This window comes from Microtetraspora fusca (assembly GCF_001570365.1).
In the GTDB taxonomy this organism is placed as follows: Bacteria; Actinomycetota; Actinomycetes; order Streptosporangiales; family Streptosporangiaceae; genus Microtetraspora; species Microtetraspora fusca.
Window position 1 is genome coordinate 59,106 of sequence record NZ_BBYK01000063.1, and the last position, 15,462, is coordinate 74,567.

A 15,462-nucleotide genomic window follows, 5' to 3' on the forward strand; every position below is an offset into this window, starting at 1 on the left:
AAGCACAGCGGCCAGCACCAGCCTGTCAGGCGCGGTGGGGCCAGGACCGCCTCAACAGCGGCTCGGGCCGATACATGGCATCGGAGTCGACGTCGAAAACACCCAGCGTTTGCAGGATCGCCACCGCAATATCGGGATCGTCGACGTTGCCCCCCAATGCCACAGCCGCGACTAAGTCCTCGATCGTGACACCGTCGACATCGACGAGCGTCAGCACTGTGTTGAACGCCGTGACGAGTTGCTCGTCGGCGGTGATGCCGATCGCGTCGACGAACTCTGCCGCGCCCGTCGGTGACGCGAGTTCCTCCGCGACAGTAACCAGCGCCTGCCCCTCCTCCATACCGGAGGCTACGAGCTGACCGGCTCGCTCGACGAGCAGCGGCCAGCCGCCGGTGACCTCGAGCAGCCGATCGAGTCGCTCCGGCACACTGAACTTCTCGCTCGCCAGTGCCCATACCCGCAGCGTCTGCCGGGTGTATCGCCGCAGCATCACTATCCCGAGCGCCGGGTTGCGCCCGGCGCTGCCGAGCACCGTCCACCACAGGCACATCTGCTGGGGCCCGGCGACGATGACAGCCGAGCGTGTCACACCGGGCTGTTGCGGACGCAGCTCGAGTGCCGCTCTCAACGCGGCGGTGCACGCTTCGTCGCGTGGCGCGAGCGCGACCAGGTCGGTAAGCACGACGCGCCGCTCGCCCGGTCTGCCAGCGACCAACTCCTCCTCGAACTGCCGCCGGTTGGTAATTGGTGGCACGGTGAACCGGTCGCCGACATCGGCGGCGAGTCGCACAGCCTCTGCGACGTCGCCAATGCCGGTCGCCAGTGAGCCAAGCACCACACGGACCTGGTTGGCGTGATCGCCGAGCACGTCGTCGCTCTGCCCTGCAGTAAGTGGCGAGCGCCGCCCGTCGGGCAGCGCCGCTCGTGTCTCCAGTGCGATGAACTCGTCGGGCACCGATAGCGTCGCCGCGCCGAGGAGCTGCGTGATGACATTGTCCTTAGACCCGATCATGCGCAGCACGTTCGGGCTGCGCAGATGCCAACCGCGGCCGTCGTTGTTCGGCGCGAGTACGCCCAGGCCGACCATCTCCTGGAGGTACGCGCGGAACCCTTCCACATCCAGAGTGGAGAAGCCCGCGTGCCACCACTCCAGGCATTCTTCCCGCAGCTCGACATCGGACAGCCGTGCGTCGAGGCCGGCCTCGTGCGCGTGATGCGCGAGCACGTTGGCGATAACGTTGTATCGCGGGTCGAGGTGCAGCGTGTCGTGGAACGCAGCAGTGATGTCGGCTTTGAGATCTACGTGACTCTCGACTGCGACAACGTCGGCGCGCCTGATGACATAGGGCGGCTCTGTGTCGACGACGCCGGCGCCCCGGCGGGCGTGCATCGTAGCGATGAGGCGAGAGCCGAACATCTGCAGTAGGAACGGCTGATATGAGCAGTACCCGAGGATCCGGTTGACCAGGTCGTCGTAGTCGAAGCGGTACCCGAGCGCCTGCAGCGGCCGGGTGAGCAGGTTCGTCGCGAACTGTGGTCGCAATGGCCCGATGACGGTCGGCCGCTGCGCAAGGTGGCTGAACGGGCCGTTACGGGCGCTCTTGGCGTAGCGTTGCACCGAGTGCAGACCAGCGAAAACGACCTTGATGCGACCGTCGGTGGTCAGGCCGAGTTCTTTGAGCCGATTCGTCTCGAAGAACTCGGGTGCGTCGGATTCGAAGAAACGATCGGATTCGTCGAGCAGGATAAGCAACCGTCGGCGCGGATCGGCGTCGAGCCATGCGAGCACGCCCGCCCGAACTTGTTCATGCGGGCTCCTGCGGCTCGTTTGGCGACGTGTCGGCGTGATGACACCCTGGTCCGTGAAATCTCGCAGCAGCGCATTCCATATAGCGTCCGGTCCGATCGCCGAACCTGCTCGGATGCCTACAGTGTCGAGGCTGAGGTAGAGGCTGACTCGCTCACCGGGTGAGCCCTGCGACTCAAATTTCTGGCCAGCACTGCGCAGCAGAGCAGACTTGCCTAGGCCTCGTCCGCCATAGAGAAGCTGTGTGCCATCGGGATCGAGCACGCTTTTGCGCTCGGCATCGCGACCATAGAACATCTCCTCGGCCACGAGACCGCGCTTCTTCCTAACGTACGGGTTTATGTTGCTGAACGGCAGCAGCACACCCATGGTGGCGTCTATCCGCCGGTTTCCGTGCGCAGCCAGGTAGACGAGTGCGGCGTCATCGAGCACCACGACCGGTGCGGTGCGGTTATCCGCAACGGCGTGCTGGGCGAGCTCACGGCGAGTCTGTGCGCTCATCGTGCCGAAGTACGCGATGAGCAGGCTGTCGCCAGAGTTGTCCTGGTCGGCGTGGCTGAGCAGCAGTTGCGCGCTCGGCTGGCCCCAAGCGAGCAGGACGCGCAGCCGACCGCCGAGCTTGCTGCCAAACGCTGGCGCGGGTGCCTTCCCGTTGATCGTCACGTCAACCACGTCGATGAAGCGCCGATCGCGCCCGCGCGGCAGATCGTCGAGGCGGCGAATGCGCTTGCCCTCGATGCCCGTGATACGCAGCGCCGGCAGCAGCAGTTCACGTTCGGTGATCTTCTGCCGTCCTTCAGGTGGCGTTGTGGAGAGCTGCCGCCAACTATCGAGCGCGACCGCGGCGAGCTCAGCCAAGTCGGGGCTGAGTCGGCTGAAATCGAGCACCTCACAGCCGGGCACCTGGCCGCGGCTGCGCACGGCCTTGATGACTTCCGCCGTCAGGCCAGACTGCAGCACATCGGGCACGGCAGGAAAGAATCGCTGCAGGTCCTGCAGCTCAGATACCTGCGGCACCGGCTCGCCGATCTCGAGAAAGTAGATGAGCTCTTCGGCGGTCGACAGTTCGCCGGTATTGATGAGCCGCTCGACACGGTCCACGGTGCCTTCGTCGACGTCCTGCAGCGCAGCCAGCCGACCCGACAAGCGCCGGGCTGCCTCGGCGCGATAGAGCGGCAGCCGCTCGGCGACGTGGGCAAGCCGGGCGCGGACAACCGCGAAGTTGCGCGTAACGGTCATGTCGGCGTCCTGCAGCAGGCTGGTCAACTCACCAGCCTGCTCCTCGGAAACCTCGTTGTTAGTCTGTGCCCGACGCAGTTCGGTCAACAGTTGCTCGTGTAGGTCCTCCAGTTCAGCCTGCACGTCTGTCTGCGCTGCTGCGACCGCCGCTGCGGTATCTTCGCCGATTTCGCGCTCAGACGCGCCGGGCAGCAGGTTCGATGCAGCGGCGGTGAGGAGGAAGTTCGCAGCGTCGAAGTTCTCGGCCCTAACTTGCGTGAAGATTGCGTGGGTCCAGGTGCGCTGGGCAGCAGCCAGTAGCTGCTCGACCGTCGTGTCTGCCGGCACGGTGACGTGGCTGAGAGCGGGGTCGACGACCGCACCGGGCACCTTCAGCAGCTCGGCAGTGAGCACGAATGCCGGTGCGGGCTCACCAATCGGAAGCGCAGTCTCGCCGTCAAGCACGGCGAACGTAAGCGTCAGCGACGTGGCAGCCGCTCGCGATGCGGCCGCCAACAGCGGGTCGGTGTGCTTGGTCTGCGCCGCCAAGGCGGCGAGCACCGCCTGGCGCCGGTCCAGCACTGCAGCGCGCATGTCAGCAACCTCTCCGGTGCTCCATTGCTGCGCGGCACCGGACCTCTGTAGTGACAGGACCCCCTCAGCCCAGCCGGCGAGAGTCTGAATGGCCTCGTGGACGAGGTTGAGGAGGTTCTGCCGGCCGGCGCCTTCGATGGGCTTGCCAGACGGCCTCCTGAGTTTGCGATCGAGCGTGTCGATCTCGCGGGTGACGTGTGCGGCGTCGCCGAGCCGCTGAATGACGCTGGTGGCCTCGTTCACGGCGGACCGGTCGTCATTGGCAGCGATGGTCAGCGGCCGACCAAGCAGCCCGTCGGCGGCCATCCAAGCCTTTGCGATGTCGGTCACACGTTTGGAACGTATCGTACGGTGGCGCAGCATCTTGCGGGCCTTGTCGCTGGCGGCGCGCACCGACCGCTTGACCTCGCTGACATCGGCGAGCACGGTCAGCGGCGGAGCCTCAACGAGGAGGCCTTGCAACGCACGTCGGCCGACTTGCTCAGCGACCGCAGCCAAATTCGGCTCGACCCGCGAAGCTAGCTCGCTGAGCACCGCCCCAGTCGTTGGTTCTCCGGTCACAAGGGCGGCGCGCAGCAGCGAGGCGACGAGGAGCAGTGCGCTGGGCGAGTCGATGGCGCCGGCTGCCATGTCGAGTTCGGTGAGCTCGCCGCGCAATGCGGCGTTGATCGTACCGGCCTCACTACGCACCGCGTCGGACAATGCGGCGATGCGCAACATGGCCTGCTGGCTGGGTGGCCACTGTCCTACCTGTGCGACGGCCTCGGCCAGCCCGAAGCGCTGGGAGCCGATGAGATCGGCGACCCCCTCGACAAGGCGAGCATGCGCGATGACCTCGTCACTGACGGTCACGTTCCCTTGGGCAGCAGGATCGTCGGTGATCAGCCCAGATCCCGGGCTGGACTGGCGCACGGTCAGAGACGTCTCGGGGGGAGAGAAAGCTGACGTCGGCGCCAGATGAGGGAGCGCCGCGGTGTTCTCACTCGCTGCCTCGGAGGAGGTCTTGTCATCCTGGGTGGTCCTGTCACTGGTCGCCACGCCTGTCTGGTCGTCGACGGTGGTCTCAGCCGTATCCGCGGCTTCGGCGGTGCGGCGCGTGATCTCAGTCTCCGCCGTGGCAGCGGGAGCACGGGTCAGCTGGGCCGCTGTGATGGCGAGCAGCGCCAAATCTGGATGGGCTTGAGCAAATTGCTGCTGCAAGGCCATTACCTGCGACGGTGCGATGGCCGGGTCGGAGAGCTCATTGAGCATGGCCAGTGTGACGGCACGAGTCCGTTCAGCAGCGGTCCACGCCGGGGATGTGGCCAGGACGTCGGCGCGCTGCTGCGCCTCGGCCAGCACGGTGGCGAGCATCGGGTTTTCGGCAGGCGCGACTAGAGTTCGCAGCTGTGCCAGCCTCGCGCGCTCGGGCGCATCATCGGCAGCCTTGGCAAGATCGTCGAGCGCGGCGCGTACTGCCGCACCGGTGTCAGCGTCGACGGTGATGCCAGCCGCCCACAGCCTGGCGACGGCGTCGTCGAACGAGGTGTGCGCAGTGATAACCATGTTGAGGTCGTCGACGGCCGGAGGCCGGTCAGCGGTTACACTTTCCAGAATTCGCCGCGCAGCCGGGACCGCACTCAACAGCGCTTGCCGCAGGTCCTCACTGGCTTGCTTCAACTCGCCGACGGTCAGCTCGCCGTCGCTGCTGTCCCCGGTGCTCACCGTCATGTGACGGTCCTCCTCGCCATCCATGGCGGATAGCTGCTTGGCAATGGTGGTAGTCGTGGCCGTAGCGCCGTCTTCATCGATCGGAGTCGGTACTAGGACCGAGACAGCAGGTTCGACGCTTGGCTCGTTCGCCATCGCGCTCTCGGTCACATCGTCCAGATCGTTGGGGGTGGACGGAATCCCATTGCTGTCGTTGGGGAAACTGAAGTTGGGCGAGGCCTCGATGACCCTTTTGGCAGCTGCGGCGATCGCGACGACGTGTTCCTCAGCGACAGAGGCCGGTCGGAACCACGGCCGCCGACTCGCCCACAACCATAACCGCGCGTCACGCAGGGACGAGAACCCGTTGGCCCACATGGCGACTCGTGCAAGCGCCGGTGACCAGTGGACGGCCGGATCACGTACGTCGGACGAGGAGAAGTGTTCAGGAAACTCATCGGCCAGGACGTTTGTCCTCAGGTCGGTGAGCACCGCGCGGGTCAGGGCCACTGCCGCGTGCCGCGCGGGGTGGTCATCAACGCGCGTCATCCTCATGAGCACGTCGCGGCACAGGTGCGGGCCAATTTTGGAGGGTGTGATCATAAGTCCGAGCGGCCGCAGCACCGACGGCCGGCGCGGCTGCGGTGTCGCCGACAGGCCTTTGCTGATGTCTTGCGGTGTCAGCTCCGCCAGTGCGGATGCCAGAGGCGCCGGGCACGCCATGAGCACCGCGGACAACTCGCTCAGCGCTGCGTCACGTTCGGCGTCCTCGCCGAGAGGCCAGCCTGGTTCGGGCCAGACCGGATACGGCGTGAACGGCTCGCCGTGCGGACAACTACTACGATGATGACGGGCCATGAAGCCTCCGGAGGAAGACCGACGGGGAGGGCCGGGATGTAGGCCTTACGAGTGTCGCGCCGGGTACGGAAAGACGGCGCTGGCAATCAGGAAGTGCCGCGGGAGTGCGGCCGGATGTAGGTGTAGCCTTCGGGCAGTTCGGCGGGGCCTAAGAGACGAAACCGGGCGCGGTCCTCGCGGTACGCCTGCCGGGCCTCCTCGCTAGCCGTCCAGCCAACGTCGCCTATCCGACGCAGATGTCCGGCGACCGCGTGGGTCCGCACGAACCGCGCTTCGAGTGTGCTGGATCGGCGCGATGTTGCGGCGCGTGGAGAGCCTTCGATTGGACGGGGCTCATAGACGACGAGCGGCACGGTCGGCGCACTGGGTACGGGAGGAAGGCACAGCCGCCCGTTCGCCCCGACGCTGCCGACATCACTGCGCAACTCGCCGGCTGCGAGCAGTTCCTCGACAGCGATGTCGAGTTCGGCGACCGTGTTGGCCGCGGCGATGCCATACACGGCGGCTGGCAGGTGTGCCCGGGCGAGCACTGCGCGTCCGGCCGGATCGAGGAGACCGAGACGGCGCACCGCGTGCAGCACGCGCTGCGGCAGCGACAACGATCTGATGCCAGGCCGCCCAGCGGGGCGTGGCTGCCCGGGGGCAGCGTCGCGAGTGAGGATCCGCGGGTCATAGCGGTGCTCGATTTCTATCCCGTCGACGGTGACCGGGCAGTCGAGCAGTGTCGTCGTCACATGGACCGCGCTGGCTCCACGCCCCCAAGTGCAGGTGAGCACGATGCTGGCAAAAAACTGCAGCGGCCACTCGACCCCCATAATTTGCGGGTTCGCGAACAGATCCGTATCGATGGTCTGGGTAGCTTCGGCCGGGTCGAGGTCATACCCGTCGTGGGTTAGCATCAGCCGCAGCCGCACGCCACTCAACCCTGCGTCGCGCATCTGGGTGCAGATGGCGTCGGGCAGCGGCAATCGGCCTTCGAGCAGGTGGGTCAGCCGCAGCGCCTGCGTCCACGACACTTGGCTGTCGGTGACGGTTAGCTCGTCCAGGCCGCCAGCATCGTCCGACTCAGGCTGCGGAATCTCCAGTACCGGATCAGACTCTGGCTGCGGCTGCGTGGTTCTCGGCGTGAGAACTGGCTCGGAGGCGGAGAGGAGGCCGGTGTCAGCCGCGCCGTCTGCCGGATCAGCGGGCAACTCGTCCGGCACGGTCGGCAGTGTCGACAGCCACCCAAGGCCCAGTGGCTCAGTCACGTCGATATGGACGTATGTGCTGTCGGGGTACTCGACACGCCACACGCCGCCGCCCTGCCATGGGTCGTCGAGACGCAAATGCACCTCTCCGGGGAGCAGCCCGGTTGTCTCGTCCGTCTCGCGACGGGCATAGTCGCTGATGACAGCGTTGGCATGACAGACTGCAAGCGCGTACCCTACGTCAAGCAGCTGCGTGGCGCCGTCACGTACGGCATGCAGGCGCGGCCCCACTGCGGTGTACATAACCTTCCGGCTCGGGGTCCACCTGCTTCGGCGCGACGGCACGGCGCTTCGTGCCAGCTGGGCGGCGAGGCTGCCGAGGTCTCCGCCGCCAAGTGGTCCGGGATTGTCGAGCCGATCCTTCAGCGACGCACGTGTGAACGCGTACCCGCGCCACATGCGGAGTTCCGGCAGGCTCGCAAGCGCGTCGCCGACGGCGGCGAGCATCCCGGTCAGCGCGGCGGCGAGCTGCTCCTCGCTGGCGTCGTCGGATAGCACGGTCGTCAGCGGCAGCGGCGCGGTCGCGCTCCGCAGCTGATCGCGTCCTCGAGTGAGCAGGTACTGCGCGTAGAACGCGATGTCGTCCAGGTCGGCGTCGCGTCGCGTCGCGTACCGCGCGTCGAGTAGCACGTGCCCATCCGCGTCCAGCCACCGGCCGCGCTGGCGCAGCCTGTCGAGGCGGGTCATCGTCGCCGAGAACCCCTGTCCGAACGCATCTACGTCGATCACGAGACGTTCACGCAGCACTGGCCCGTCCTGCGGCGCATCGACAACACCGGGCCCGATCGCGCCAGCGGGCGCACCGCTGAGCCATCCTGGCAGCGCGCCGTCGGTTTCCAGCGCAGGATGTGCGCCCTCCTTGTAGACCACCTCGGCGAACAGCGGCTGGTCTCCGGCGGCGATGTTGACCATCGCGCCCACGGGCAGCGCCTCGGTTGTCTCCCCGAACCGAACCTCCGGAAACGCGAACAGGTCCAGCGGTCCGCCGACGTATCCGCCAGCGACCACGTCGTAGCCGAAATACACAGCGTTGAAGGCCACGTTGACGTGAACTGGCGCGCGGCGGGCGGCGACGAGTGCGGACAAGTACTGGGCCAACCGGTCACGGTCTTGGGGCGCTGTAGCGTCCCAGCCCAACGCCATCGTCGGCGTCAGAAGCGGCCCTTCCTCGAACGGGCGCCACAAAGGCACGGCCCCGGCAGTTTGCGGGGCGGTCGCCGAGGTCTCGACGCGACGATCATTCAGGTCGGTCATGGCGCACCTCCGGTTCTCGCAGCCACTGGGCCTGTCACTGTCGTGGCGGCAGCAGTGCGGGCGAGTTGCCGGGTCTCACGGCGCACGTGGCCTGCCTCTCGCCATCGGGAACCGACCGGTACCACGCGTCCCGCGGCCTGCAGCCTGGCCAGGGAGTCTTCCACGTCAGCCAGCCGAGCGGCTGGGTTCGCGCCGAAGTATCGGCTGTTGACCAGTCCGGTGCGCAACCGCACGCGGCGCCGGGTACGCGGCGAGAAATACGTGTCCTCACCGCGCAGCGCCCGCAGCACGTCGCGGGCGTGGACGCCATGGAAGACCTCCCATACCAGGCGAAAGACCTGTTCGTCGAGCCGCTGCCGTCGATGCGCAGCATCGATACGCGCACCGGCTGGCCGCGGCCGAGGCGTCTCCAGCGCGACCGCGACGGCTGGCTTGCGCTCTCCAAGCGGCCACATCGGCGTGTTCCAGCACGCTGAGCATCGGTTCGCCGCCGTCGAACAGCAGCCAGCGGGCAGGTCAGCGACGCCGAAGTAATCTGCGAACTTGCGGTTGGCGCATGTCGTCGAGTCAGTGAAGAAGTCGCGCAGTAGCCGGATCTCCTCGGCGGCCCGGGCAACCTTGCCCGATATGGCAGGCAAGAACTGCTGAGGCAGCGTGATTGTCCGCACGGCGATACCGGTGACCAGACGTCGGCTCGGCGCGGCCGACACGTCAAGCAGTCCCCGGTCATGCAAGTCGGCTAGTAACTGCCAGGTGCCAGCCGCGTCATCAACGATGGTGCGGTATTGCGGCACCGTCGCAGTCAGGTGCTCATCCAGTCGCGCGATGTCGAGATGGTTCCGACGCAGCGCGCCCGGCGTGCTCGCACGGACCGGCAGCGCAAGCACCGCCGTGACGACACGGTCCTCCACACCGTCGTCAACGTCGCCCCGGTTGCGGCCGACAGCGGCGGCGTGGGGTACCGCGCCGAGGAGCTCGCCGGGCTTGACGATGCAATACGGCGGGAAGTCGCCGAGGTCGGTGATCGCGCCGAGACCGGCGAGCGTGGTGAAAGCGCGCACCACTCCTGCTGTGTAGTTGTCGGCAGTGCGAGGCTTGCGCGCTTCGTCCGGAGTGAGCCACCCGGCAGCGAGGTCCTCACCGATGAGCGCGTCGGCAACGCTGGTCGGGTCGAGGACCGTCTGGCACCTCAGCACAGCCCGGCCCATCCGCTCGAGCAACGCTGACGGCAGATCGCTACCCGTCATGAACGCGACGGTGCGCAGGCCGCGGCCGGTCAGCAGCGCCAGGCCAACGTTTGCCGGCCACGGCGCGGCGCCTCCTGATTCGCCGCAGGCGATGTCGCTGATTGGCGTTCCGATCACCGCATCGCCGTTGGCTTCGAGCGTGTTGACGGGGAGCTCGGCGATACCGACCGGAGCGGGAGTGTCAGCGCCGATGATGGCCTTACCCGCTGCGTCCCGGCCTGTCCGGCCGATCTGCTGGTACAACGCCGCAAGGTCGGTCGGCGCGCTGACGCAGAAAACCGTCCGCACGTCGGGACGGTTGACGCCCAGACCGAACGCCGACGTGGCGACGATGACCAGTGGAGCGAACCCCTCCTCACCCTTGCGCGGCGCCTCCCGGAACTCCATCATGACCGCTGATTTCTCCGCCTCCGTGAGCCGGCCGTGGAACCTTCGTACTCGGACGCCGCCCTCTCCGAGGTAGTCACGAAGGTGTGCGTGGAGCGCGACGACCTCCTTCACCGTCAGGCAGTAGAAGATCGCGTGGTTATCAACGGCGTCGAGAACCTCCTCCGCAAGACCAGCGCTGATGGAGGGGCCAGCCGCCTTGATCGTGCGCCGGAAGATCGCCAGCTCGGGCCGGATGGGGTTCTCCCGAACGGTCATCAGCGTCCCAGCGGTGGCCTCGGCTGCTTCACCGGCCGGGCCACCAGGTGCCTCGGCGGGCAGGCCGAACACGCCTTCGCGCAGCCCGGCGTACACAGTGCGATTCGCCGTCGCCGTCAGAGCGGTCACCGGCAGGGCGTGGTCGCGTCGTAGCTCGACGAGAAACTGTTCCACTCGACTCATCGATGGCCGGAAGTCGTCCCACTGCACGAACGTGTGCGCCTCGTCAAGCGCGATGCGCGTGACGATTCCGGCCTCGACCGCGGTGCGGACGACTTCCCGGAACCGGCGTTGGCACAGTCGTTCAGGCGAGATGTACACGATACGGATGCCATGGTCAGCGCGACCGAGGAGCTGATCAGCGACCTCGGTCTTGCCTGCTCGGCTGCTCGACTCGCGCAGTGGCGCTACCAGCGCGCGGACCGCGCCACCGATGCTGCGGTTGAGCTCAAGTGCTTGATCGTGCATAAGCGCGACCAGTGGCGAGACGACGAGCGTCACGCCGGGCAGCACCAGCGCCGGCAACTGGAAACAAAAGCTCTTGCCGAAACCAGTCGGAAGCAGCCCAAGGACGTTCACGCCGTCGGACACAGCCCGGATGACCGCCTGCTGCGACGGCTTGAGCGTGGCCGGCTCATCGGACAGGCGCAGCAGCCCGCCGATGACGGCGGCCCGGGCGAGCACCTCGTCGCCGAGGGTGCCGTCGGCGCGATGCCGCGCGACCTGCGCGGCGGTGAGCGCGAGCTCCCGGATGCGTCTGGTCTGCGGCAGCAGCGTATGCTCCTCAAGCGCTGTCGGCGTCAACAGCCGTGCGGCGCGTTCGGCGGTTAGAAGGCCGTGCTTGGCGAGGAAATTCCAGATGCGCGCCCACCCTTCGTTCATTGGTACGACGTTGCCGCCGCCGCGTTCGCCGGTGACAGGGTCATCACGCAGCAGCCCCTCCTCGAGCGAGCCAAGGAACGTCTGCCGGTACGCGCGACGCAGTGCGGTGTGCCCAGCGAGTTTGCGATCGCTGATGATGACGACGCCGTGATGCCGCTCCGACCGGATGAGCCGCCCGACGGCCTGCCTGAGCTGCAGCGCCGCCAGTGGCAGGTAGTAGTGCTCGGTCGCGACCGCCTCCGGGTCGTCGGCGTGCACGGCCTCCGCCCGCACGGTGATCGCGGCGCGCCGGGCTTCGATGACCGGCGCGGCAAACGGCGCGAACGGCAGCTTGTTAATCCATACCAGCCGCAGCCGTCGCTCGTCGGAGACGTCGACGCCCTGCCACAGACCCTTGGTTCCGACGAGGATGCCACCGCCGTGCTCGGTGTCGGTGAACTGTCGTACGCCGCGGGGGTTGCCGAGCACGAGTGCAGACAGCACAGGGGTCTCGTCGCCGCAGGTGCGCAGTTCGTTGGCTAGGTAGTCGGCGATACCACCAGCGGTCGAGCGTGCGGTAGTGAGCACCAGCGCACCCCCGTCATACCCGCCACGGGTGCCGGGCAGCGCTTCGTCGGGCACATCGACTGGCGTGACGATCTCCCGGGCATAGCCCGCGAGCTGATGCGCGACGGTTCGCATCGCGCCTTCGGCCTGCTCGGCCCAGGAGGGGAAGTCAGAAAAGCACACTAGCTCGGTCTGCCGCTCGTAGTCGAACGGCGTCGGCAGATGCAATGTCGCGATGCCGGTCGGCAGGCCGAGGCGATCGCGAATGAACTGCCACCGTCCCGACACCCGCAGCGTCGCGGACACGTAATAAGTCCGCGCGAATGTGGCGAGGAACTGCTGCCAGACTCCGTCGGCGGACAGCTCGATGGGGCTGGTCGCCACACGGAACCGGTAAGAGCGCAGACCAGCGCGTAGCGCCTCGAGCTCCTCGGCATACACAACCCGGTTCGACGTCCCCGGCGGCAGCGACCCGAGCGGCACCTCCGCAGTGCCGGCACCATCAGCCGCCCCATCATCCCTGTCGTCGGTGGCCGCCAGGTCCTCGGAGTCGTCATCGCTATCCGCGACCTCACCGGCCTCGTCCTCAACCGCGTCATCGGCGGTCTCCTCGTCGCTCTCGGCCATGGCACCCGCCACCGGAGGTAGGCCGAGAATGCCGTCGACATCGGCGACGATCGTCCGGCTAGCCTCCTTGACCTGCGCACATCGGGTCAGCAGAGCTCGAATACGCTCAGCCTCGAAGAAGTCCAGGCTCGGAGCGTGCACCTCCAAGTACGCCGCCAGGGCTCCGACGAGAGCCTCACACTGCCCGGCCAGGCGCAGCAGCAGTGCGGTCAGTGTGCGGACCTGCCCTACGCCGGCGCTGCCGGCATACGCGCTGGCCAAGGTGACGCTACGCGATCCAACAACTACACCAGCGCCCGTACCTCGTGCGTCGAACACCTGCCCGGCCACGCGCGGCAACTGCTCGTGATCGAGCAGTAGGCCGAGGTTGTCGACGGCCTCCCGCACCGCGTCACGTGCGGCACTTCGGCGAGCGGTGTCCGTCCAGGCGATCACCTCGCTGAACAGGTCCTCGACGGTGCGGTAGTCCACCATGGTCGTCAGCGCCGACGTCGCCGCGTCTTCGAGCTGGTGCGCCTCATCAACGATGAGCAGCGTATCGGGACCGAGCGTGCTGAGATCATCGAGATGGGCGAGCAGCAGCGCGTGGTTGGCCAGCAGGAGCCGATGCGCCGCGAGCGCTTCCCGAACCGCGTCAGTGTGTGCGGCCATGGGAGTACCCGCCTCCGCCGGGTACTCCCCGTTACTGGCCTGGCTCAGTGACTCCAGCCACACCGGCAGCGCCGGACCGGCGTATCGAGCGAAGAACGCGGGCACGTCAACCGAGTCGACCGAGTGCGCCGACCATGAGTCGAGCACGTCCGTTGACGCTAGGAACCGCAACGTCAAGTAGACGACGAGCTCCCGGAACGCCGGTCGTGTCAGGAACCGGTTGCGTGTCCCATGCCTTGCCGAGCGGACGGCGTCAACCCTCGTCGCGTCTGACAGCACCACATTGAGCGCCCGCAGTGACAGCCGGTTTCCCTGCCCTTTGACCACGTCACTGACCTCAAGCAGGCCAGGCACGACCCCGTCTAGCAGTGCCACGTCCTCAGCCAACTGCGCCTGCAGCTGCTTGGTGAACGTCGTGACGATCGCCCTCCGCTGCTGCCCGCCGGCCAGCCACTCCAGCACCGTGGCCAGGATGGCGAAGCTCTTACCAGTACCTGTCGGCGCCTCCACCAGCGCAGGCACCCCAGCGTCAGCCCAGCCGTGCAGCGCTGTTGTCATCTGCTCCTGCGCAGGCCGGCGTTTAGCTGCCGCACCGTGTGATACCGAAGCCAACAGCACCGGATCGACGCGCCCGTCGGCACCGCGCAGCGACGCACTGACCGTAAGTCCGTTACGACTATTCGCGACGCTCGGTGGTGCGCCCACCAACGCGCGCCGTGGCCGGTGTCCGGCCAGCAGCACGCCAAGGACAGCGGCCACATCAGCGACACTGTGCGCCCGGGCTTCGCCGAGCAGTTGCCCGGCTGCGGCACCCCGCGTCGCCGCAGCGAGATGTCGCACCAGAACCCACGCTGGCGAGTCGGCGCACACAGAAGCAACCACGTCGGCGAGGTCAGTGGGCCACTCAGCAACCTGTTCGCCAGCCCGAATCAGCAACCGCACTAGCAGCTCGGCGTCGTCTCCTGCATCGTGCCAGCCTAGTTCGGAACGGTCCACGCCAAGGGCGTCGGCGAGTTCGGCAAGGCGGTGACTGGGTGCAGTCGGCCAGAGGGCGAGCGTCAGGTAGTACGCGTCGACCGGGGTCGGCGCCAGCGTCGGCAGGCCCTCCCGCTCGTAAGCCGCGGCCAGCAGCGGGAAGTCGGCCTCAGTGCCGTTATAGGTGACGACCATATCGGCGTCGGCGGTGAACGCGTGCAACTCCAACAGTGCTTTTGCCTGCGCGACAGCTAAGGCCGCATGACGTTCACGCAGAGACGTCGAACGGATCTCCCATGTCTCGTCGGGCAGTTCAACGAACCAGTCGCGCGGCGGTTCCGCAGCAATCCATGTGGCGTCGGTGCCAAACCGTACTGCTCCTATTTGGAAGATTCGCTTGTCGAGGAACGGCTCGCTGGCCATCGTCCGGACGACCGACTCCAGGTCGAGGGCGACCGCACGCAAAGGCCGGCCGGATGTCACCCCACCCCCCGGGGGCGGTTCGGACTCCTGTTCCCCGGTGCCGGGTACCGTCAGCCGGCCGGCGGCCTCGAACAAGGCTCCGGCCGCGATGGCACGCGAGATGAGGTCGGCAACGCGTCGTGGATGCAGCCCGGTGAATCGCCCCTGCGCAGCCGCTGTCAGCTCAGTCAGTGTCATGCCGTCGGGATGCTCGGCAATGAGGTCGACGAGTCGACGTGCCGCTACGGGCAGCCCCTTCTCTGCTTTTCCGTCAGCGCTTGCCACCCCTGTTGTCCCTACTCGTTCGAATTTCGCAACTCACAGCAATCTCGAGCTTCCCAACTCGTGGGCGCTTCAGCGCTGATCGCGGTCTGTAGGCGCCACCCATGAAGCCCGGAACGACCGGCGATCGGAAACATGGACACACGGACACACGGCGGTCAGGACCGCGTCAAGGTCGAGGCCAGTGACAGCGAGCATGCAACATAAGGGCTTCCAGTACAGCTGGCGACATAAGGTTGCACATTACGCTTGCGCGAGAGTGGAGCGCCATACCTCGAATCAGATAGACCTATGGCTCCGCATCTATATAGAGGTGCGGAGCCGCTTCGCGTCCGCTGAACCGGCATCTATCACAATCCGGCATCCTCGATCATCTCGGCCTTTCAGTGCGAAGCACGACCGGCGCGTAAGACAGAAAAGGACTCGGAGGATAGAAGACCCTAAAAGCTCTTCGCGGTGATCGGTGTGAGGGTCG

At 66.9% G+C, this 15,462-nt stretch carries 3 protein-coding genes; all 3 read right to left on the bottom strand.

Going from position 1 to position 15,462, the window contains the following annotated elements:
• Positions 1 to 25: 25 nt before the first annotated feature.
• The 3 genes from AWQ68_RS29900 to AWQ68_RS41405 all read right to left on the bottom strand — a co-directional run bounded on the left by AWQ68_RS29900 (position 26) and on the right by AWQ68_RS41405 (position 14,990).
• Positions 26 to 6,166, bottom strand: coding sequence for a hypothetical protein (locus tag AWQ68_RS29900; RefSeq protein ID WP_157545886.1), 6,141 nt, complete (start codon positions 6,164 to 6,166; stop codon positions 26 to 28).
• Positions 6,167 to 6,252: 86 nt separating this feature from the next.
• Complete coding sequence (locus AWQ68_RS29905) at positions 6,253 to 8,670, bottom strand: hypothetical protein (RefSeq protein WP_066946619.1); 2,418 nt, start codon at positions 8,668 to 8,670, stop codon at positions 6,253 to 6,255.
• Entirely contained in the window at positions 8,667 to 14,990 is a 6,324-nt protein-coding gene (locus AWQ68_RS41405) for a DEAD/DEAH box helicase (protein ID WP_218007097.1), read from the bottom strand. The genes AWQ68_RS29905 and AWQ68_RS41405 overlap by 4 nt, the downstream gene beginning before the upstream one ends.
• Positions 14,991 to 15,462: the final 472 nt, after the last annotated feature.

Coding starts and splice junctions, on each gene's coding strand:
- AWQ68_RS29900 (WP_157545886.1), bottom strand. CDS start 6,166: ATGGCCCGTCATCATCGTAGTAGTTGTCCGCACGGCGAGCCGTTCACG.
- AWQ68_RS29905 (WP_066946619.1), bottom strand. CDS start 8,670: ATGACCGACCTGAATGATCGTCGCGTCGAGACCTCGGCGACCGCCCCG.